Origin of the sequence: Candidatus Poriferisodalis sp. (assembly GCF_965262965.1) — a bacterium.
Taxonomy (GTDB): Bacteria; Actinomycetota; Acidimicrobiia; order Acidimicrobiales; family Poriferisodalaceae; genus Poriferisodalis.
The window spans coordinates 913037-932599 of sequence record NZ_OZ253573.1; the positions used below are offsets into that span (position 1 = coordinate 913037).

At 64.3% G+C, this 19563-nt stretch carries 24 protein-coding genes and 1 pseudogene; 8 read left to right on the top strand and 17 right to left on the bottom strand.

Going from position 1 to position 19563, the window contains the following annotated elements:
• Positions 1–277 precede the first annotated feature (277 nt).
• The 5 genes and pseudogenes from ACQY5K_RS04245 (at position 278) to ACQY5K_RS04265 (ending at position 3457) form a co-directional block, all read left to right on the top strand.
• A complete protein-coding gene (locus ACQY5K_RS04245) occupies positions 278–436 on the top strand; it encodes a hypothetical protein (RefSeq protein ID WP_428120354.1) in 159 nt (52 codons plus the stop codon).
• A 239-nt stretch (positions 437–675) separates the two neighbouring features.
• Positions 676–1137 carry a hypothetical protein gene (locus ACQY5K_RS04250; protein WP_428120356.1) on the top strand — a complete coding sequence of 154 codons (462 nt, stop codon included), beginning with the start codon at positions 676–678 and terminating at the stop codon, positions 1135–1137.
• Positions 1124–1729 (top strand): hypothetical protein, encoded by a 606-nt coding sequence (locus ACQY5K_RS04255; protein WP_428120358.1) that lies wholly within the window; start codon positions 1124–1126, stop codon positions 1727–1729. The genes ACQY5K_RS04250 and ACQY5K_RS04255 overlap by 14 nt, the downstream gene beginning before the upstream one ends.
• Before the next feature lie 139 nt (positions 1730–1868).
• A pseudogene (locus tag ACQY5K_RS04260) lies at positions 1869–2897 on the top strand (transposase); the annotation flags it as partial.
• Between the two features lie 134 nt (positions 2898–3031).
• Positions 3032–3457 carry a transposase gene (locus ACQY5K_RS04265; RefSeq protein WP_428122546.1) on the top strand — a complete coding sequence of 142 codons (426 nt, stop codon included), beginning with the start codon at positions 3032–3034 and terminating at the stop codon, positions 3455–3457.
• A gap of 14 nt (positions 3458–3471) precedes the next feature.
• Here the strand turns inward: ACQY5K_RS04265 and ACQY5K_RS04270 are convergent, their stop codons facing one another.
• The 10 genes from ACQY5K_RS04270 to ACQY5K_RS04315 form a co-directional block, all read right to left on the bottom strand.
• Positions 3472–4380, bottom strand: coding sequence for an IS982 family transposase (locus ACQY5K_RS04270; RefSeq protein WP_428120360.1), 909 nt, complete (start codon positions 4378–4380; stop codon positions 3472–3474).
• Between the two features lie 148 nt (positions 4381–4528).
• Positions 4529–4822, bottom strand: a complete 294-nt coding sequence (locus ACQY5K_RS04275) for a hypothetical protein (RefSeq protein ID WP_428120362.1) — start codon at positions 4820–4822, stop codon at positions 4529–4531.
• 63 nt (positions 4823–4885) lie between these two features.
• On the bottom strand, positions 4886–5422 hold the full coding sequence (locus tag ACQY5K_RS04280) for a DUF1697 domain-containing protein (protein ID WP_428120364.1): 537 nt from the start codon (positions 5420–5422) through the stop codon (positions 4886–4888).
• A complete protein-coding gene (locus tag ACQY5K_RS04285; RefSeq protein ID WP_428120366.1) occupies positions 5415–5540 on the bottom strand; it encodes a hypothetical protein in 126 nt (41 codons plus the stop codon). Before ACQY5K_RS04285 ends, ACQY5K_RS04280 begins: the two co-directional genes overlap by 8 nt.
• 5 nt (positions 5541–5545) lie before the next feature.
• A complete protein-coding gene (locus tag ACQY5K_RS04290) occupies positions 5546–5926 on the bottom strand; it encodes a DUF5615 family PIN-like protein (RefSeq protein WP_428120368.1) in 381 nt (126 codons plus the stop codon).
• Positions 5923–6345: a hypothetical protein gene (locus tag ACQY5K_RS04295; RefSeq protein ID WP_428120370.1), complete on the bottom strand. Its 423-nt coding sequence runs from the start codon at positions 6343–6345 to the stop codon at positions 5923–5925. Before ACQY5K_RS04295 ends, ACQY5K_RS04290 begins: the two co-directional genes overlap by 4 nt.
• A 28-nt stretch (positions 6346–6373) precedes the next feature.
• Positions 6374–7315, bottom strand: coding sequence for a phytanoyl-CoA dioxygenase family protein (locus tag ACQY5K_RS04300; protein WP_428120372.1), 942 nt, complete (start codon positions 7313–7315; stop codon positions 6374–6376).
• Between the two features lie 21 nt (positions 7316–7336).
• Complete coding sequence (locus ACQY5K_RS04305) at positions 7337–7756, bottom strand: nitroreductase family deazaflavin-dependent oxidoreductase (RefSeq protein WP_428120374.1); 420 nt, start codon at positions 7754–7756, stop codon at positions 7337–7339.
• 115 nt (positions 7757–7871) lie between these two features.
• Positions 7872–9179, bottom strand: a complete 1308-nt coding sequence (locus ACQY5K_RS04310; protein WP_428120376.1) for a sensor histidine kinase — start codon at positions 9177–9179, stop codon at positions 7872–7874.
• On the bottom strand, positions 9176–9853 hold the full coding sequence (locus ACQY5K_RS04315; protein WP_428120378.1) for a response regulator transcription factor: 678 nt from the start codon (positions 9851–9853) through the stop codon (positions 9176–9178). The genes ACQY5K_RS04310 and ACQY5K_RS04315 overlap by 4 nt, the downstream gene beginning before the upstream one ends.
• Positions 9854–10002: 149 nt before the next feature.
• On the opposite strand from ACQY5K_RS04315, the gene ACQY5K_RS04320 reads away from it, so the two are divergent.
• On the top strand, positions 10003–10569 hold the full coding sequence (locus ACQY5K_RS04320) for a hypothetical protein (RefSeq protein WP_428120380.1): 567 nt from the start codon (positions 10003–10005) through the stop codon (positions 10567–10569).
• 43 nt (positions 10570–10612) lie between these two features.
• Here ACQY5K_RS04320 and ACQY5K_RS04325 read toward each other — a convergent pair whose 3' ends face one another.
• The 3 genes from ACQY5K_RS04325 to ACQY5K_RS04335 all read right to left on the bottom strand — a co-directional run bounded on the left by ACQY5K_RS04325 (position 10613) and on the right by ACQY5K_RS04335 (position 14177).
• Positions 10613–11500: a phytanoyl-CoA dioxygenase family protein gene (locus ACQY5K_RS04325; protein WP_428120382.1), complete on the bottom strand. Its 888-nt coding sequence runs from the start codon at positions 11498–11500 to the stop codon at positions 10613–10615.
• 502 nt (positions 11501–12002) lie between these two features.
• A complete protein-coding gene (locus ACQY5K_RS04330) occupies positions 12003–12440 on the bottom strand; it encodes a hypothetical protein (protein WP_428120384.1) in 438 nt (145 codons plus the stop codon).
• Positions 12441–12476: 36 nt separating this feature from the next.
• Positions 12477–14177, bottom strand: a complete 1701-nt coding sequence (locus ACQY5K_RS04335) for an Eco57I restriction-modification methylase domain-containing protein (RefSeq protein WP_428120386.1) — start codon at positions 14175–14177, stop codon at positions 12477–12479.
• A 325-nt stretch (positions 14178–14502) separates the two neighbouring features.
• Between ACQY5K_RS04335 and ACQY5K_RS04340 the strand changes: the two genes are divergently transcribed.
• Both ACQY5K_RS04340 and ACQY5K_RS04345 read left to right on the top strand, forming a co-directional pair.
• The gene (locus ACQY5K_RS04340) at positions 14503–15135 is read left to right on the top strand and encodes a GNAT family N-acetyltransferase (protein WP_428120388.1); all 633 of its coding nucleotides are present in this window, start codon (positions 14503–14505) and stop codon (positions 15133–15135) included.
• Positions 15136–15190: 55 nt separating this feature from the next.
• Positions 15191–16153 (top strand): alpha/beta fold hydrolase, encoded by a 963-nt coding sequence (locus tag ACQY5K_RS04345; protein WP_428120390.1) that lies wholly within the window; start codon positions 15191–15193, stop codon positions 16151–16153.
• Positions 16154–16163: 10 nt separating this feature from the next.
• Here ACQY5K_RS04345 and ACQY5K_RS04350 read toward each other — a convergent pair whose 3' ends face one another.
• The 4 genes from ACQY5K_RS04350 to ACQY5K_RS04365 all read right to left on the bottom strand — a co-directional run bounded on the left by ACQY5K_RS04350 (position 16164) and on the right by ACQY5K_RS04365 (position 19498).
• Positions 16164–16655 carry a phytanoyl-CoA dioxygenase family protein gene (locus ACQY5K_RS04350; RefSeq protein ID WP_428120392.1) on the bottom strand — a complete coding sequence of 164 codons (492 nt, stop codon included), beginning with the start codon at positions 16653–16655 and terminating at the stop codon, positions 16164–16166.
• 331 nt (positions 16656–16986) lie between these two features.
• A complete protein-coding gene (locus tag ACQY5K_RS04355) occupies positions 16987–17376 on the bottom strand; it encodes a RidA family protein (RefSeq protein WP_428120394.1) in 390 nt (129 codons plus the stop codon).
• A gap of 58 nt (positions 17377–17434) precedes the next feature.
• Positions 17435–18556 carry an LLM class flavin-dependent oxidoreductase gene (locus tag ACQY5K_RS04360; RefSeq protein ID WP_428120396.1) on the bottom strand — a complete coding sequence of 374 codons (1122 nt, stop codon included), beginning with the start codon at positions 18554–18556 and terminating at the stop codon, positions 17435–17437.
• Positions 18557–18652: 96 nt separating this feature from the next.
• Positions 18653–19498 (bottom strand): TauD/TfdA dioxygenase family protein, encoded by an 846-nt coding sequence (locus ACQY5K_RS04365; RefSeq protein ID WP_428120398.1) that lies wholly within the window; start codon positions 19496–19498, stop codon positions 18653–18655.
• Between the last annotated feature and the right edge of the window lie 65 nt (positions 19499–19563).

The window sequence follows — 19563 nt, forward strand, 5'->3', positions numbered from 1 at the left end:
CTGTGGCTCGACCTGCGCATCGCCGCCCTCAACCTCGACCGCGCCGGCCGCCTCGGCATCATCAGGCAGAACACCCGCCCCGACCAGCGACCCCGGGCCCCACTGGCCGACCGACGATGTGCCTGGGCATCATCACGCAGAACACCCGCGCCCAACCCACCCCGAACCACCGACCAGACAACCGCGCACGCACAACAAACAACACACACCACACCCCAATTGCCGACCACCCTCCTAGGCCGAGGCCCTCGCAGACATGTCCGGCGAAGAACGGTGCGTGCCAAATGCGGCGATGATCGTCGCCGCGCACATCCAAACGATCGAGGTGTTCGAGTTCGTCGTGGAGCGCGTGGTCGGCGGCCAGCTCTACCCCCGGGCCAGCCTGCGCGTGGGCCCAATCCCTGGCTGGATGGCCAAACGCGGGTACGCGACATGAACCATTACGTTCGCAGGGGAGCGAGCCCGCAAACATCGACTTGACATAAGATCTCTTATCAACAGTCGAACATCAGCCGGGGGAGTCAGCGCCTCGAAGCGGAATCCGTGCTCCTCGGCAGCGTCTGAGACCGGCCTGCAGTCGACCACGTCCGCGCATGCGGCCGCATTCTCGAGCCCGTGAGCCAGCAGAACGAGCTGCCGCGCTGGCCCGGCTCGGCTCGCAGTTACGATTCGACTGTGACCGAGGTCCCCGGCGTGACGACAGTGCAGCCTCCCGAGAGGCTTCTGCGCGCCTGCCACCTGCCCGCTTTGATCGCGGATGACGACGGGCGTGGCCGTGTCGTCGCGCTCCGCCAGTTCGTCAAGGATTGGGCAGCGTCCGATGACGTTCGGCGCCGCCGCATGGTCGCCGACGCTCCGCTACGGCACCGGCCCTGGCATCGGCTCGGACCGCGTCGTTTCGATCTCGCCAGAATCGCTGCGGTAGTGGACGGGCTGTGCGAACGCGACAATCTGAGCCCTCCCGCGTGGGTGGCGTCCCACCGAGCCGATCGGCCCGTGTCGCTGACCCAGCAGCGGCTCGCTCCGACCAAATGGAACGCATGGGTCCGCTCGGTCGCGCCGCCGGCATGCGAGCGGCACAACGTCTGGTTCGTGCCGACCGCTCTCGACGACTACCGGGTGCATGGCTTCCGCTGATCGCCGCACCACAGCGGGGGCGTCCCTGTTCGCCGCACCGGAGATGCTGCGGTACTTCGCGGAGCTCGACGAGCTGCTCACCCAAAGCGGCGTTGTCGAGCAGCTCCACCTTCACATTGCCGGCGGCGCCGTCATCGCCACCAAGTCGGATTCGAGACTCACAGCCGATGTCGACGTCATCTCCGAAGGCATGACCGCTCGGCTGCGTCGCTCCGTCGAGGAAATCAGCCGCCGCCATCCCGGCCTGCGAGCGGACTGGCTCAACGACGGCGCCAAGCTCAAACGTGTCAACCTCCCGATCGAGCCCGAGCGCATCTACACCGGCCACAGTCTCGTCATCGACTCCGCAGGCGACCGCTACGTCCTGGCCATGAAGCTCGTGAGCGGACGGCCGATCGACGAAGCAGACTGCGAACTCCTCATCCGAGGCCTCGGCATCCGCACCGAGACCGAGCTGCTCGACCTGCTCACCCAAGCCGTGCCCGCTCATCTCCAGACACCCGCCATGGGCTACTTCGCCGCCGACAGGCTCGACAGCGCCTACCCCAGCCGGCGAAGTCAGCGACGATCGAGCAGTGGACCGTCGCTGTAGCCCGACTCAGCCCGCCCCGACCTAGGAGGGTGGTCGGAAAGTCTGGGTGTGGGTCCTGGTGTTGGGGGTTGTGATCGCGGATGATGGTGGGGTGCGCGGTTCGGCTGATGGTCAGGGTTCGATTTTCGATGTCGGGGTGATGGTGGGCGATCTGCTCGACTCTGAGGGGTTCTTGGTGACGTTGGGGCAGGCTCGCGGCGAGCTGTTTTGTGATGCGGATTTTGATGCGTTGTATGCGTCTGGTCGTGGTCGGCGGTCGCATCCGCCGTCGGTGGTGGCGGCGTTGTTGTTGTTGGGGTTGTTCTATGGCGTGTCGGACCGTGAGGCTGAGCGGCGGTCGCGGTTCGACATGTCGTGGAAAGCGGCGCTGGGTCTGCCGTTGGAGCATCGCGGGATCGCGCATGTGGTGCTGGTGGAGTTCCGGGCGCGTCTGGTGCGCGCCGGGATGGAGTCGTTTTTGGGGGATCGTGTCAAGATCGCAGCCAAACGCGCCGGGGTGATCGGCCATCGACGCACGATGGACTCGACCGGTGTGGCGGACTGCGTGCTGACCCAGGACACGATCACGCTGATCAGGTCCGGGGTCCGCAGGTGCGTCGGGGCGCTGGCAGCGCTCGACGCCGGGGCCGCAGCGGAGTTGGCGGGGCTGTTGTCGCGCGACGACTACGGGCGGCAAGGCAAGCCGCAGGTCATGTGGGCAGACCCCCGGGCGCGGGCTGCTTTGGTCGCGGAGCTGTTCGGCGACGCCGAGACCGTCATCGGGTTCTGCGCCCGTTTCGACGATCCCGGCCTGGCAGCAGCGGTCGAGCTGTTGAGGGTCGTGGCGGGCCAGGACATCGAGATCGCCGCCGACGACGACGGAGCCGAAACAGCACGGATAGCTCAAAGGGTGGCCCCGGGCCGGGTCGTCTCCACAGTCGATCCCGACGCCCGGCACGGGCACCGTTCGCGCACCGACCGCTACGACGGATACAAGCTGCACGTCTCTGCGGATGTGGACTCGGACCTGATCTGCTCAGCGACCGCGACGCTCGCGACCGTCCACGACGCCGCGGTGATCGGTGACCTCATCGACGCCGACCCGGTCCCGGTCGCGGAGATCATCGCCGACACCCACTACGGATCCGGGCCCACCCGCCGAGCGATGGCCGACCGAGGCATCGACCTCGTCGCGCCCGCCGCGCCGATCCCGGCCCGCGAGGGCATGCTCACCAAAGCCGACTTCGACATCGACCTCGAAACCGCCACGGTCACCTGCCCGCAGGCAAACACCGCACCCATCCCGCCGCCGAACGGCGCCAGGTGCGGTTCGCGGCAACGGACTGCTCCCAATGCGAGCTCAAGGCGCGATGCACCACACGCGACGGCGGCCGCATCATCGAGATCAATCCCCACGAAGAACTCCTCGCCCCCGCGAGAGCACAACGCCACGAACCCGAATTCCTCGCCAGATACCGACTGCGATCCCAGGCCGAACGCAAGATCGCCCAGATCAAGTCCCGCACCAAAAACGTCCCCTGGCGCGGCCTCGACAAAGCCAACCTGTGGCTCGACCTGCGCATCGCCGCCCTCAACCTCGACCGCGCCGGCCGCCTCGGCATCATCAGGCAGAACACCCGCGCCCACCCCCGGCCCGAACCCACAACCCGGGGTGACCCGACCACCACCACCGGTCACACAACCGCGCACGCACAACACACCCCAATTGCCGACCACCCTCCTAGATGATTAGTTCCAAGGTTTTAGTGGTCGTATGCGGTGAGTGAGCGTGCTGGTCGGCTGTGTCGGTAGGTGTCGTTGTGCCAGATGGCGGCGGTGAGGGCGAGGAGCCGTGTCGCGATGCGCACGGCGACGCCGGCGCGGGTGCGGCCTTTGTGGCGTTCGAGGGTGAGTTGGCCTTTGAGGGTCCAGTTGATCGATTCGATGATCTGGCGCAGGGGCCGCAGGAACTTTGCGCGGGGCCGCGGGGCCTCGGTTCGGGTGGCGGGGCGCAGCACGGTGATGCCGTCGTCGTTGAGGTCGGCTTCGAACGCAGCGCTTCGGTAGCGGTTGTCGGCGATGAGGGTCTGGCCCGGCCGGGCGATGCGGGCCGCGTCGATCATGTCGGCGCAGACTTCGCGTTCGTCGGCTTTCGCGTCGGCGAGAGCGAACGCGACCGGCAGACCTGAGGGTGTGGCGACAAGGTGCAGCCGCAAGCCCCAGAACCAGCGGGAATGCGACGCGCACCAGCCGTATTGGGCCCATCCCGCGAGGCCGGAGCGCTTTTGGGTCTCGCGGCTTCGGCCGCACTCGACCGGGGTGGAGTCCACCAGCCACACGTCGTCGTGCCACGACTCGCACTCGCGTGCGAGACACCCCATGACACGAGCGATCATCTCGCCGCTGCGCCGCAGCCGCTTGTTGTAGCCGTCGCGGTTCGCCAGATACGCGAACCACGGCCGAAGATGCGCTTTCGCGTAGCGCACGAACTGCGACTCGTTGTCGAAGCCCAGCAGCGCCGAGAACACCGCCAAGGTGACCAGCTCCGCGTCGGTCAGCTTCGGGGCGAACCCCACCACAGGCCGCTGCGGCGCCAACCCAGGGTTCTGCGCCAACAGGTCATCGATCCTCACATACAGTGCGGCCGCGAGGGTGTCCAAGTCCGGGCCCATGCTGAGAACCTCCAAGATCGAAGCGTGAATACACACCCCGAGCTTGGACACCCTCACCCCACAACCGGTGGACCCCACCCCTAGGAACTAACCATCTAGGTCCGTCGGGGCACGAAGAGTTTCTCAGCACCAGCCGAGGCAGGGTGGGTTACCGGCGAGGCCCCACTGTCTCTGTCGTTTCTGCGACAACCATTGGCCCGTACTTGCGTTGCGCGGCTTGCTTCGACACCCCCAGCATGGCCCCGATCATGGACCAACTTCGACCTTCGGCACGTGCTGACCGCACAGCCTCTACAAGCTCGTCGTCGATGGTGTCACGTCGGGTCGCGAGTTCGCTGATGAGCTGAAGCGATGCGGTGTCGGCTACGACGAGATCTGCTCGGTCAACTCGATCCGCCCACTCTTCCAGCGCCTCGGCGCGCTGCGCACTTGTCAAGCTCATCGCGTCAACGAATCTCTCAAAGATCCCTGGTGAATAGTCATGGCATGAATGATCGCAGCCGCGTCAGAGCTTGGCGGCGACTTTCTGCAGCGTGTTCCAGTTGCGGGCGGTGACGACGATGCCGAGACGTTTTTCGAGGTAGGCGTACGACAGGGTCATCGCCTTGACGCCCTCCGGCGTCCACACGAACGCCTCGGTGCCCGCGATCGCGAGGGCTTCGGGGTTGTGGTCTTCCTCCAGGAGCGCGGCTGCCGCTGCCACGCCGGGCTCCTCGGAGAGGAAGCTCACCAGATAGCGGGAATTGTCGGTAACGGCCTCCCGAAGCGGATTGCGGTCGAGCACCGCGCGAATCTGGTCTGCGGTTCGAGCGACACAGGGAACGTTGACGTCGAACTCTTCGGAGAGCAACTGCTGCACTGCGGCGGCGACCTCGTCGGCCACCGCCGATTCAGCCGTGAGAATCACGTTCCCGCTCTGCAGGACGGTGGCAACGTCGTGATAGCCCATGTCCACCAAAACCGACCTGAGCTGTGCCATCGGCACTCGGTTACGGGTTCCGACGTTGATGCCGCGGGGCATGACGAGATAGCGCTCAGACATCGCGGTCAGGAATGTCGATGAGGCGGCCGCGTGGAATGAGGCGGTCGGAGTCGTGCGCCAGCTCTTGGTTCATGAGCGGGTGCAACGCCATGGGCAGGGAAAGCTCGCTCGTCGGCACGCACGTCATGGTTCAACTCGTTCGAGCCACCAGACGAACGATTCGGATTCCTCGAACGCAACAGCGTGCTCGGTCAGGAACTTGGCGAGCGCATCAACCAACTCCGGCACGTGATCGCCTGCCCCACGTGGGAACCGGCGCGAAGAAGTGAAGATCACGCCCGGGTGCCCTTGCCCGGCGGCGATTTTCGACTTGTGAAGAGCGGCGAAGTCCTTGACGTTCTCGGTGACCATTGCACGGCCGTCTGTCGTCGCAGCGATGAACAATTCGGCATCGGGTAACCCCGCCAGTTCGCTGCGCGCCTTGACGGCGACAACATCGTGTCCGAGCAGTCGCAGCTCAGCAGCGACCGCTGGAGCGTGCATCTCGTCCAGCAGCAGCCTCACCCCGAGAGCAGTCGGCGCTCGTTTTCCCAGACGGCCAACTCGAGCTCTGCTGCTTCGTCGTTCTGAGCGATCTCGGCGTCGATCTCGTCTGTGAATTCGGCGTAGTAGCGACTCGCGGCTCGGACCTGTGACTCTGCAAGGCCCATCTGGTCAGCGACATGGGCAGCTCGTACATCGAGACTGCCTTGTAGGTCTCGCAACAGTCCCACGATCTCCCACACGTCCGGTCCGGCAGCCAAACCGGCTCTGCGACCGCTTGGCCCGTCGCGGAACACGACCCCGGGGTGAGCCTCCATGCGGAGTCCTTCGTCGATCAATCGCTCGCCCACCGCAGAAATCGATTCTGAGCCCAGGTGTGCTCGCCGCTTCAGACGGTCATACGCGCCCGGGCGCCGGAAGCGAATCGACAGAACCGTCATAGTGACATTGTAGTCATTTGTCACCGTGTCAGTATTGGCGGGGCCAGACCCTGGGGAAGCGTTCTGCGCCGTCGAGATTGTCGCCGTCGTCGAGCCCCACGGTGTTGCGGAACGGTTCGGGGAACGACGGCCGCTTGAAGAAGGTGACGTCGCCGCCTGCGAAACGCACCGAAGCCGCCCGCCGCAGCCGGTCCGCACTGACGTTGCCAAGCGAGCCGTGCAGCGTCATCCAGTGATGCACGATGACATCGCCCGGACCGGCCTCGTACCTGCGAACGTCGAAGTCGTCGGGATGGTCGTCGATCGCAGGCAGGTCATCGAGACCGTCGAAGTTCAGCCCCGGAATATTCATCGTGCCCTTCGAGGTCACGAAGTCGTTCGGCTTGAACACCTTTCCCCAGCGGTGGCTCCCGGCGACGTAGCCCATGACGCCGGATTCCATCGTGACCTCGTCGACGGGAACCCAGCAGACCGCCACCTTGGTGCCTTGCAGCAGCCAGTACGGCTTGTCCTGGTGCCACGGCGTGCGCACGCTCGAACCGGGCTCTTTGAGGAACATCTGGTCGCTGTACAGGTTCACTCGCTCGCTGCGGGTCAGCGCAGCGACCACCTCGGGAAGCGGACCCGTCACATGCAGGTCGCGCAGCCCCTCGTGCCAGCTGCACGCATCGGTCTCCACGATGCTGCGACCTTCCGGCAACCGATCGGGCTCGATCGCCAGCGTCGAGGCATCGTGATCGTCCAGCATCTGGCGCACGCGATCGGCGACGTCCACCCGGCTCCCGGCCCGGCTCGCGCCCGATACCAGCCCTTCGCGCCCCGTCTCGGTATCCCGGTTGAACACTTCGTCGAGGGCTGCTCGAAATTCGTCGACCCAGCCCGCCGGGCAGATGTCGCGCAGCACGACGACGCCGTCTCGGTCATATGTCTCCAACTCGGCGTCGGTCACCGATCGGGTGGCGTCAATCATCGGGCGGCTCCCGATCGAGGGTCAGTTGCGGGTCAGGCGGAAGACGGGGATCTCGCGGCCGTGCTCACCGGCGCTCTTCTCGTACTCGGCGAATTGCGGCATCATCGCAGCCTGGGCGTCGAAGAGCCGCTTGCGCTCATCGCCCTCGGTGAGGTGCGCTGTGGCTTCCCAGGTCTCGGTGCCGACCTCGACCGTGACCGTCGGATTGGCGACGAGGTTGTAGAACCACAGCGGATTCTCAGGGGCGCCGCCCTTGGACGCGATGACCACGATGTCGTCGCCGTCGGTCGAGAACACGAGCGGCGAGCACAGCTCACGGCCGGTCTTCGCGCCCGTCATCGTGACCAGGATCATCGGAGCACCCTTGAGCCAACCGCTGCAGTTGCCGTCGTTCTCACGGAACTCCTTGATCACGCCCTCGTTCATCTTCAGAAAGTCCATCGGGTGCTCCTGCCTGCCAGACGAGCCTGTGCCTCGTCACGTCGTGGATGCCGCGCCACAGCGACGACGGCGCACGTTAGCTGCACGCTTCGGGATTGCTCAGGCACAGTCGTCGTCAAGGCTCGGTTGGGCTTGCTGGCTCTGGTTCATCGAGCGTTGCCAGTGCGGCACGAGGCAACTCCAAGAGCACCTCAGCACCGCCGAGGGCAGCCGACTTGCCGATCTCGACCGTTCCGGAATGCCGGTCAACGATTGCCTTGACCAACGACAGACCGATACCGGCGCCGCCGGAGGCGCGCTGTCGGGAACCGTCAAGTCGGACGAAGCGGTCAAACACCCGCTCCCGGTCGGCTGGAGCGATGCCTGCCCCGTCATCCTCGACGGTTGCCCGCACAGTGTCCGCAGAGCTCATCGTGGTGATCTGCACCCGGCTCGCGGCGTGGCAAACGGCATTCTCCACGACGTTGAACACCGCACGTTCGATCTGCGTGCCGGTGCCATATGCCAGAACGGACCCGTTGGATGAGACAACGATGTCGATATCGGCATCGTCCAGCCGGCTAGCGACCTCCCTGCACACCGCCGACAGATCGACGGTTGAGAAATCCCGGTCATCGCGCTGTGCATCGAGTCGAGCCAAGTCCAGCAAGTCTGCTGCCAGACCCTGCATTCGGCGGGCCTCGGTCTCGATCTTCGGGGCCAACTCGGCCAGTCGCTGGGGATCGCTGCTGATCTGGGCAATCTCCGATACGGCGACGATGGTCGCCAGTGGTGACTTGAGTTCGTGACTGGCGTCTGCCACGAACGCTCGCTGGCGTTCCGAGGCGGACTCGAGCCGGTCCAGCATCTCGTTCATCAATCCAGCCAGCTCTGCTATCTCGTCGTCGCCGCTGGGTTCCGGTACTCGTTCATCAAGCGTCGACCCGCTGATCGCTGCGACACGACGGGAGATGTCGCGCACGGGTCGCAACGTCCGCCCGACAGCGATCCAGATCGCGGCGCCGAGGAGCAGCACGACAACCGGCACGATGATCTTCAGCGCATCTGCTACGGCGTCGACACCGTCGCGAACCTCTTGGATCGATGCCTCAGCGAGTTGCTCGTTTCGCAGATCGCTGCTTGAGGCTTGTTCTGGGTCGCCAGCAGAGCCATCGGCGTCCCGCTCGGCGATGCGAGCGCCGTCCTCGTGGGCTGCACCGCCTTCGGCACCCTCTGCGTCGTCGCTCTCGCTGGACCCTTCGCCACTGGCCGCATGCGAAGCCGACTCCAGAGCATCGCCGAGTGCAGTCCGCGCATTGTTGGCAAGGTTGCGCTCCACGAGTTGCACGATCACTATCGAGGCCGTCACCAGCACGAGCGCGGCCACCACCGTTGCCGCCAGCGTGGTCCGAAACTGGACAGAACCGAGCCTCGGGAGCCTCATGTCGCCGGCTCGACAATGCGATAGCCGACGCCGCGCTGGTTGGTGATCGTCCTGACTCCGAAGGGCTCATCGAGTTTGCGACGCAGGTACCCGATGTACACCTCAACGATCTTGGGGTCCACGTCAGTGTCGAATCCCCACACCCTGGCGAAGATTTCCCGTTTCGATACGGGTGCCCCGCCAGCGCGCATCAACACTTCCAGCACTCCCAGCTCGGTCCGGCTCAGGGTGATCTCATGCCCCTGACGCCGAACTGAGACAGTCGCCGGATCGAACACCAGGTCCCCCACCTCCAGCACCGCTGGCCGGGGAGTCGGCGGCCGGCGGGCGAGAGCACGCAAACGGGCCAGCAGCACCACGAACGAGAACGGCTTCGCCAGGAAGTCGTCTGCACCGGTGTCGAGCGCCTCGGCTTCGTCCCACTCGCCGTCTTTCGCGGTCAGCATCAGGATCGGTGTCCAGTCGCCTTCTTCCCGCAGTGTCCGACAGATCAGATAGCCGTTGAGGCTCGGCAGCATGATGTCCAGCACAATCACGTCGTAGCTGCCCTCGCGAGCCCGCCACAGGCCCGCAGCGCCATCGTGCTCGACGTCTGCGTTCATTCCGTGCTCTGCCAGACCGTCGCGAATCACTTCCGCCAAGTTGACTTCGTCCTCAACCAGCAGCACGCGCACGTACCCATCTTGGCCGAGGTATGCCTAGAGGAAGCTGAGAGAAGACTGAGAAGACAGGCGCTCGTTCTTACCGGTCTCTCAGTGTTCGGGAGCGACCATGCGTCTCGACGAGGTCGCTTCCGCGATCGAAACTAAGGAGCCAATCACTCATGACGAAACGCAAATGCTCTCTCTTCGCCGCACTGGCCCTGTGCTTGGGCCTGCTGCTTGCCGCCTGCGGAGGCGACAACGAATCCGAAGGCGAACACGGCGGCGGCGAATCCTCCGACGAACACGGCGGGGAGGAATCCGCCGGTGAACACGGTGACGGTGAATCCGCCAGTGAGCATGGGGGCGAAGAGTCCTCCGGCGAACACTCCGGCGGTGCCGAGGGTGCTGAGGGCGACGAGGAATCCGGCACGCAATACACCAAGAACGAGTCGTACGACGAAAGCCGTAAGGGCGCCCGTCTCGTCCTTCGTTATGACGCCGACCAAGATGCCTTCGTCGGGACCGTCACCAACACATCCAACGCCGTGCTCGACCAAGTCCGTGTCGAAGTTCATCTGTCCAACGGAGTCGAACTCGGACCCACTACCCCTGGTGACCTGCAACCCGGCAAGTCAGCTGAGATCACCCTCCCCGCGGATGGTGAGCAATTCGGCACCTGGAGCGCCCATCCCGAGTCAGGCAGCGACGAGCACGGCACCGAGGGAGACAGCGAGCACGACGGGTAGTCCAACGAGTTCGCAGCCCGACTGTCGTCGGAGGACGGCCGGCTCAGGCTGGGTTGCCGTCCTGGGTCACCACGTCCTGCATCTCGCGGACGTGGCGCAGCCACAGGCCACCCCCGTCGTACGGGCGAGGGTCGTAGGAGCGGTGGCCGAGCAGCCGCTGGACGCGCTCACTGCACCCAGACAGCTCACCGAGGCCGAAGTCCAACGGACTGGCTTCCTCAGGGGTCAGCCAGCCGGCCACAAAGCTCACATGCATCGCCCGGCGCCACTGATCCGCAGTGAGATTCGCGCCGCCCCCATGCAGCACATATCCCGAGTAGACGAGAGCGTCGCCCGGTCCAAGCTCAGCCGGCACTGACTCTCGCTCTTCATAGCGAGCGAGTTCGGACTGACGATGGCTGCCCGGCACCACCCGGGTTGCGCCGAGTTCCTCGGTGACCTCATCGAGACCGATCATGGCGCTGACGGTGACCTCCGGCGAATTCGGCCATGTCGCCTTGACGAACGCCCACCAGTTGTTGGCGTCGCGGTGCAGCATCTGCTCCGGCTCCCCGGGCCCGATGTACATCACCTGGGCGGTGTTCAGCCAGTACGAGCCGCATACCGGCAGCAGCATCGCATCGGCGATCGCTCCATACAGCTCGTTGTCGAGGATGTCGAAGAACGCCGGCGAGAGCCGGGCCAGGCTCGAGAAGCGGATCGTGTTCGCCCCAACGAACCGCTTGCCGTCTTCGCCGAGTCCCTGTGTCGCACCTCCTGGCTCGACACCCCGTGCGAACTCATCGGCCGCGGCCCGCATCTGGGCGATGGACTCGGCCCCGAACATCCCCTCGACAATCACGCCGCCGTCGTCACGCAGCGCCTTGAGGATGGGTTCATGTCCGGCTGTGGCCGGGGTCCTGCGGAGCGAACGAGTGGCGGTCATACTCATGGCAACACCAATCGGAAACATCGGCCCGCACGTCGAGCGATCGATGACGACGCTACTCGTCGTCCGCTGCCGCTTGTCCGTTGGAAGGCTGTTCGACCACCCCTCTTGAGGGCAGCGAATGACTATTTGTCGACGAGTGCTTGCAGATCGGTACACGCTTTGTACAGGACACGCGAAATCTGAAGGCTCGGCGGCACGTCCATTCTCTTGCGATAGGCCGTGAACTGGTCCTTTGCAACTGGTTCAAAGCAAAACATGCCGACAGCGTCCACCACCTGTTCGGCAGTCGAGGCCCACCTAAGCGCCCGGTCAAAGTCCGATTGGCTAACGACGCGTACACCGATGAAGAAGTAGATCCTCGGCTCGATGCCCCGGAGCCATGTTGTGATGTCGCCGCCGCCGGCTCCTCCAGTGCGCTGGCCCTCCCCCTCAGCCGTACGCCTTCGGCTGTACTCGCCCTTGAGATCAATGCTCTTGAATGCCAGCTCCTTGACGCGCTTGTCTATGTCTGCCGAGCCAGGCCGCCCAATCGGATTTTGCCTCGGGTGTTGGAATGCTTCGGCGTCCCGAACATCTTCGCCTCGAGGAGGAACCGGATTGGGCCCTCATCCGGGTAGGCGCCATCAAGGTTGTGGACAGGAACTATCAGCCCGGGAACCCGAGACCTCGTCGCCAAGGCTTCGATCCCGGCACAGCTCTGGAGCAAGACGGCGAGCAAGTCGTTGAAGAAGTCTCCCTTGCCATTTTGCAGATCGGCAGTGAGCTCGGATTTCGCCTCGTCGTTCATGTCAGCTCCGGCAGTGGCGGCAACGGAAGTGTCGAATGCCTCCATTGCTCTCAGGAAGGCGTCCTCAATCTGTTCCCAGCTTCCGTACCTTCGCTGAACTGCCTCCTGGAAGACAGGGACGAACGGGCTGCACAACGAGGACTCGTCATCCACCTGGGTGTCGACGTCGCGCTCATTGAATCCTCTGTCCTACACCCGTGCTGAAGACCTTCGAGCAGCAAGTTCGGCGAGCGCACCTTCGTCGAGCCCATAGATGCTCGCCGCCGCCTTGGTGGCTGTCACGGCGTCTCGATGGCGAAACGCTGCACGCAACTCGTCCGAGGCCCCGGTTGAGACATCAGTCGGATGCGGCACACGGATCTTGCGCAGGTACTGCGCCTGGAAGCGATACGTCCCACCTCGCATCTTGACGCAGTAGGCCCCGACGAAGAGGTTCGCAACATCAGACAGCAGGAGGCCGCCAAGCACTTCGAGATCCCAGACATCAGAGACGACGAAGTAGAGGTTGTGGTGGGGGTAGTAGTGCCCCTCGTCGAGCACCGGATGAGCAGATGACTTGATGTCCGGGATCAGCAGCTTGGGTCGTTCCCGCAGACCAGGGGTCACACGGTCGATTGTTCTGTACCAGGTGCTCGGCCGTCGCCTCGCAACGTGCCGACGGCGTATCCGTGACTCGTGAACTCGGAAGTAATCAGCAAGACCGGGAAACTCGACGAGGTCCACGAGCCGCCCGTCTTCCCATGGATTGATCAAGTAGCGGCCGCCCCAATTCGGTTGCCCGCTGACGATGTCGCCGGCAGTCACGAGAGGCAACAGCCGATCGTCCTCGATGCCCTGCGTGGCGTCAGAGATGTAGACCTCATCACAGCCGGTCGCGACGCCGATTCCGACTCGCGTCCCGGTCCGCGGATCTTCGAGCGGAGGAAATCGGGATTCGAGGTCCGCCAACAGTTCGAGGACGTACGGCGAACCTGTCGGCCAATGGTCGCCGCCAGTGAGCCATCCCTTCAGCTCCGCGACTTCGAAAGAAGCGTCGGCCGGCTCCTGGTCCGCTTCGGAGCGAAGCCAGGGTCCGAGACGGCGACTCGCCGCTTCGTCAAATGACGAACTGGCCTCGACGAGCTTTACCCGTCCTTGCGACGTATTGCGCAGCACGGTGATGGCTGGGTAGGCAGACACGGAGGCTTCGAATGCGTCGGCGTCGTGCATCTCGATGAGCGTCTCAAGTGCGTACCGGTCGCCGACGAGCTGGCGCAATCGGGCGCCGTATTGGTTGCGCATCCAACGATCGGCACAGATGAACCCGAGCCGCCCGCCTGGCGCCAGTAGCGCCAAGCCCTTCTCGAAGAATCCGACGAACAGGTCTGCTCGGCCCCGCATTGTCGAGCACTCGGACCGGTAAGCGTCGCTGACGTCGTCCGGTATCTGTTCCAGCCGGACATAGGGCGGATTGCCGACTACGAAGTCAGCGACATCATTCCCATGGTCGGTGAGCAGGAAGTCGCCCCGCGTGACCCAGAGTTGGGCCAGGTGTTCGGCAGTGCTGAGCGACTCACCGAATTCCAAGAGCTTGGCGACGACAGCCTTGCGCGTGTGCTCGGCGTTGTGCGCCAATAGGTCGAAACCCCGAATTGCGTCGTCGAGATCAGCAAGCGCTCGCCCATGCATCGCGCAGGATTCGCACAGCCGCTCGATGATGGGAAGCAGGAAGGCCCCGCAGCCGCACGCCGGTTCCACGATGGTGGAGGCACCGAGGTCAGCCTCGGGCCGGTAGCCGACCAAATCCAAGATGAGGTCCACCACCCACCGGCGAGTGAACACTTCGCCGTGCTCGCCCCCTGAGTTCGGCGACCACGCCGGAGGCGGTAATGCCTCGCTCGTCAACGTCAACTGGGTACCCCTCATCGCCGAGCCCCGACTTCTATGGCCAAACTACAACTGTGTAGTCCCATACGACGCGACGCTAAGGCCCCCCTGTGACACGCCCCTCGCACTCTCGGTCAGACTCATGCACTGGAACCCTGGGTATTCCGAACAAGGTCGAATCGAGCGAGCGGTGCCGTTGGTGTTCCTTGCTCCATATGCCTCCCTTGCTCTCTGCGTTGCACTCGGTTGATCGACAGCTGCCATCGTCACCCGAGCAGTCGCAGCTGAGCGTGATTCCGCATCGGAGTAGCGTCGCTGAACGAGGGGAATCGACGATCCAGGGGGACTGATGGACATTGTCACCGCCGACCACGACCGGGCTGCGCAGTTCACCGACGAAGTCGTGGAGCTGGCTTATGCCACCGGACCGGCGACCTACGACTACCAATTCGGCTCACGCGCGACGTTCGACCGTTTGGTGGGCGACTCGTGGCTCGCCGAGGGCACGCTCTATGGCTACGACGAATCCATGCTCGCAGTCGAGGGCGACGATCTGCTCGGCATCGAGATCGGGTTCTCAGGCCCGGAATTCGACCGTCGCAAGAAGACCCTGCGGCCGCTGTGGCAGCCGATTCTCGACGACGGCGTGGTCACGCACGACGAGCTTGCCGAGATCGGCCGACGCTCCTACCTCGCCGGCTACCTCAACGTCGTCATCCCCTCGAGCGCTTACTACATCCATGCCCTGGCGGTCCGGCCCGACCGCCACGGCCAGGGCATCGGCGCCGCACTGATGAAGGACGCCATCGAACGTGCCACCGACGAGGGGTACCGGGTTGTCCACCTCGACGTGCTGTGCGACAACCCCGCAGTCAAGTTCTACGAGGCATTCGGGTTCGAGGCACTGGCACAGACCATCGCTCCCATTCCCCACAGCCACGGCGTCCCGATGGAACAGCGAATGGCGCTGGACCTGCGCTGACCCGCAGCCGAAGCTGGCATCATTCGCCGGTTCCGACAGACCGCTGGGGATGACCATGACTGATTTCGTTCGCACCGACGACGCTCACTTCGACGCACTCAGCGACTGGGACTACGAGCCCCGGTACCACCAGTGGAAAGACCTGCGCGTCCACTACATCGATGAGGGACCCAGCGACGCACCCGTGATGCTGCTGTTGCACGGCATGCCGACGTGGGCGTACCTCTACCGGACGATGATCCCGGGCCTCGTCGACGCCGGGTATCGCTGCATCGCTCCCGATCACCTCGGCTTTGGCCGCAGCGACAAGCCGACCGATCCGAACTGGTACTCGATCGCCCGCCACACCGAGGTCCTGACTTCGCTCATCTGCGGCCTCGATCTCTCAGACATCACCGTGCTCTGCCAGGACTGGGGCGGCCCGATCGGCCTCGCCCAGGCGGCGATGATGCCCGAGCGGTTCAGTCGGCTCGTCATCTTGAACACTTGGCTCCATCACCCAGAGTTCGAATACGACGAGAGCTTTCTGAGGTGGATCGACGCCTGGCAACCCGGTGGCCGTTATGCGCACCCGCGCCCGAGCATCGGGCTCGTGCCCCTGCTGGCAGGCCGCATGGTCCGCTCACGCGACGTGGTTCCCGCGATTAAGGCCGGCGTCGAACCGGACCTCGAAGGCGACGCTGCTCTGCGGTACGCAGGATTCTCCGCGCCCTTCCGCGGCCTTCCTGACGAGGGATTCAACGGCGCCCGCTGGTTCCCGCTGTCCATCCCCGTCGGCGACTACGACAGCGGTAACGGCGCCGGGCAGGCCCTGCACTACCGGGTGCTGCTCGACTGGAACAAGGCCGCCCACTTCGTCTGGGGCGTCGAGGATGACGGCTTCACCGAGGAGTGGGGTCGCACATGGGCCCGGCAGATGAACGCACCGATCGACATGCTGCCCGACGCCGGTCACTTCCTGCAGTTCACCCACGGCCCCCAGATCGTCGAGCACATCTTGCGACGCGCCCAGAGCTAGGCGAGCAGATTCAGCCCTCGCGGGGCCAGACGCGGGGGAACCGTTCAGCGCCGTCGAGATCGTCACCGTCTTCCAGCCCGACCGTGTTGCCGAACGGCTCCGGTGACGACGGCCGCTTGAAGAACGTGACGTCTTCACCGGCGAAGCGAACCGAAGCCGCCCGACGCAGTCGATCTGCGCTGAGGGTGCCCGTCGAGCCATGCAGGGTCATCCAGTTGTGGACGATGACGTCACCGGGCCCGGCTTCGTAGCGGCGAATGTCGTAGTCGTCGGGTCGCTCGTCGATCCGCGGCATATCGACGAGTCCGTCGAAATTGAGACCGGGGATCCGCATCACGCCCTTGAGCGTCACGAAGTCGTTGGGCTTGAAGACCTTGCCCCAGCGGTGACTGCCGGCGACGTAGCCCATTGTCCCACTCTCGAAGGTGACCTCATCGACAGGAACCCAGCAGACAGCGACCTTGGTTCCTTGCAGCACCCAGTACGGCTGTCCTGGTGCCAAGGCGTACGGATGGCAGATCCTGGCTCCTTGAGGAACAGCTGATCGCTGTAGAGATTCACCCGGTTGCTTCGGCTCAGGGCCGTCACGACTGCGGGAAGCGGACCCGTCACGTGCAAGTTGCGGATCCCGGCGTGCCAGCCGCAGGCGTCCGTCTCGACAATGTTGCGGCCTTCCGGGATGCGGTCAGGTTCGACCGCAAGCGATGAGGCGTCGTGTCGCTTGAGAAGCCCGCGCACCCTGTCGGCTCGGCTCTCATCAGGTGTCGATTGTCGCACGCGCTTGGGCATCTGTCGCACGTGCCCATCATCTGCAGTACAGCGCTCGACAGCGCCTATTCCCGGTAGGCGACCACTTCGATCTCGATGAGCGCTCCGGGAATGATGATCCCGGCGATCACGGTCGTGCTTGCGGGCGGGTCCGTCGGGAAGTACTTCTTCCGAGCTGCGCTGTACTCGCCGTACTGCTCGATGTCGGTGATGAAGGCCTGCAGCTTGACGACATCGGCCATCGAGAAGCCTTCCTCGCTCAGCGCGAGGCTCATGTAGTCGAAGATCTCCTCGGTCTGCCCGCCCATTCCTTTGCTCAAGTCGTTCGCGATGGAACCCGAGATGTAGATGGACGGTCCGGCTCGCACCGCGACGGAGAAAGCCCCCGATCGGATGAGCTCGGGAACCGGATGGGCCTCGATGAGTGCTTCTGAACGTATGACCTTGCCAGCCATTGGTCATTCCCCTTTGTGATCGGATGAGGTTCTTGGTCTCGCCATGTTCCCACGGCTCTCAGATGAGGAACCGGGGCTTCTCCACCCCGTAGTCGCCCCACATCGATTGCCGCCTGATGGCGTTGGGTCCGCGGAACTCCGGTATCACGTACTTGCCGATGAGCTCGATCGCCTTCAGGTGCGCTGAGACGCCGAGATCGTCGATGCGCAAGACGATCTCGTCGACTCCCATCGCCTCGAGACGCTTGATGCGCTCGACTAGGTCGTCGGGCGTACCGATCATGATCGTCGGGGTGAACTCCCCAAGGGCGAGCGGATCGTTCTCGTGTTCCTTCATCTTGCGGATCTCGTTGATGCCCTCAAAGCCCGACCGCTGATCCAGTTGGTCGTACATGTCATATGTGCTGCGGAAGAACCTGACCACGTCATGGCGGGATTCCTCGACGGCCGCTTCACGAGTTGCAGCGCAATGACTCGTGAGCGGGCAGAAGCACAGCGATGAGTTGACAGGGTACTTCGCAATCGGCTCAGGCGTCTTGCAAGCTTCGCGGTACAGCCCAATGAGCTCTCCGAGGTGGTCCCAGCCCAAGTACGAGTCGTTGGTAATGGCCCCGAGGCCCATGTTTCCCGCAATCGTGTGTGTCTCGGGACTGATGGTGACCACCGAGATCGGAAAGAGCTCGTCCCGGTAGAGCCGCGGGGTCACCTCGATGGGCGGGATCTTGTAGAACTCGCCGTGGTGCTCCATAGGGAACTCCGTGAGCGCCTTCACTGTCACTTCGAGGCCTTCACGCCACTGAGCCCGGGTGTCGGAAGGGTCGACCTCGAACGGATCGAGCGTCTTCACGTTGTTCGATCGAGCCGTGCACAGCTCGACACGACCGTGCGACAGGATGTCGACTGTCGCCAAGTGATTCGCCACCTTGATCGGGTGGTTGAACTTCAGCATCAGAATCGACATGAACCTGAGCTTGATGCGGCTCGTTCGCATCGCGACCGCGCCGTACAGCGTTTCCGGTGCGGCAATGGTGGCCCCGGGAGCAAAGTGCTGCTCAGAGGTTCCCCAGAAGTCCCACCCCATCTCCTCGCAGAGCTCCGCCTCGCGGATGACCTCGTGCAGCCGGTGATGATGCGTCATCCCTCGCGGTGTCGTTCCCTCGCTCAAGAACCCGAACCGCATGAGTCAACTCCCCCCGCGTGCGCACTTTGATGCCCCGGCGCGGCGCAATCATCCTCGCACAGGCCTCTTGCAGAGGCCCACGGCCCGCATGGTTGATCAGAAAGGCCGGTCGCCGATGAGCGTCACGCGCTCCATTCGGCGATGCAGGCCGCCGTGGTCGGGGACGGCGTAGTGCTGGGTGCAGCGGTTGTCCCACTGTGCGATCGACTCCGGTCGCCACCGGAACCGACACTGGTACTCGGGCCTGCTCGCCTCGTCGTAGAGACGCTGCCGCAGCGAGCGGCTCTCGTCGGGGGTCATCCCGTCGATCGTGAGCGTGAAGATCCGGTTGACGTACAGGCTCTGGCAACCCGTGACGGGATGCGTGCGCACGACCGGGTGCTTCTGGTCCGGGTACTGCTCGGCGGCCTCGGCGCGCTTGCGCTCGCTCATGTGACGCCCGAACGCCTTGACGTAAGAGTGGATCGCAAATCGGCCGTCAATCTGTTCCTTGACGTCGTCTGGCAGCCGCCCGTAGGCCAGCTCCATATTCGCAAAGCAGGTGTCGCCGCCGTACGGAGGCACGATGCGACCCATCAGGACGGAGCCCAGCGGGGGACTCTCCCGGAACGTCACATCGGAGTGCCAAGTCTCGGCTGCATAGAAACTCTCGGCAGTCGACTCGAGCACGAGGATCTCGGGATGCTCGTCCACGTTTGGTGCGAAGGGGTGAATCTCCAGTTCGCCAAGGGCCCGCCCGTAGGCCACGTGCTGGGCCTGGCTGAGTTGCTGATCACGAAAGAACAGCACTTTGTGGGCCAACCAGGCGTCTTGCAACTCGGCTATCAGCTCGTCGTCGAGCTCCCGCAAGTCGACGTTGGCGATCTCGGCGCCGATCGAACCGGTGAGCGGCTCTGCTCGTATGCGGTTGTACTCGTTCGGCTTCACCGCATCGACACGCACGTCACTCCCCCTCCGAGGCTCGCGACACATACTGTCAAACACAGTCGAATCATCGCGCAAGTGAA

Bases quoted from the DNA above. Each gene is read 5' to 3' on its own strand.
- ACQY5K_RS04255 (WP_428120358.1), top strand. From the start codon at position 1,124: ATGGCTTCCGCTGATCGCCGCACCACAGCGGGGGCGTCCCTGTTCGCC.
- ACQY5K_RS04270 (WP_428120360.1), bottom strand. From the start codon at position 4,380: ATGGGCCCGGACTTGGACACCCTCGCGGCCGCACTGTATGTGAGGATC.
- ACQY5K_RS04355 (WP_428120394.1), bottom strand. From the start codon at position 17,376: ATGGCTGGCAAGGTCATACGTTCAGAAGCACTCATCGAGGCCCATCCG.
- ACQY5K_RS04360 (WP_428120396.1), bottom strand. From the start codon at position 18,556: ATGCGGTTCGGGTTCTTGAGCGAGGGAACGACACCGCGAGGGATGACG.
- ACQY5K_RS04295 (WP_428120370.1), bottom strand. From the start codon at position 6,345: ATGACGGTTCTGTCGATTCGCTTCCGGCGCCCGGGCGCGTATGACCGT.
- ACQY5K_RS04300 (WP_428120372.1), bottom strand. From the start codon at position 7,315: ATGATTGACGCCACCCGATCGGTGACCGACGCCGAGTTGGAGACATAT.
- ACQY5K_RS04280 (WP_428120364.1), bottom strand. From the start codon at position 5,422: ATGTCTGAGCGCTATCTCGTCATGCCCCGCGGCATCAACGTCGGAACC.
- ACQY5K_RS04325 (WP_428120382.1), bottom strand. From the start codon at position 11,500: ATGAGTATGACCGCCACTCGTTCGCTCCGCAGGACCCCGGCCACAGCC.
- ACQY5K_RS04305 (WP_428120374.1), bottom strand. From the start codon at position 7,756: ATGGACTTTCTGAAGATGAACGAGGGCGTGATCAAGGAGTTCCGTGAG.
- ACQY5K_RS04340 (WP_428120388.1), top strand. From the start codon at position 14,503: ATGGACATTGTCACCGCCGACCACGACCGGGCTGCGCAGTTCACCGAC.
- ACQY5K_RS04310 (WP_428120376.1), bottom strand. From the start codon at position 9,179: ATGAGGCTCCCGAGGCTCGGTTCTGTCCAGTTTCGGACCACGCTGGCG.
- ACQY5K_RS04320 (WP_428120380.1), top strand. From the start codon at position 10,003: ATGACGAAACGCAAATGCTCTCTCTTCGCCGCACTGGCCCTGTGCTTG.
- ACQY5K_RS04275 (WP_428120362.1), bottom strand. From the start codon at position 4,822: ATGAGCTTGACAAGTGCGCAGCGCGCCGAGGCGCTGGAAGAGTGGGCG.
- ACQY5K_RS04345 (WP_428120390.1), top strand. From the start codon at position 15,191: ATGACTGATTTCGTTCGCACCGACGACGCTCACTTCGACGCACTCAGC.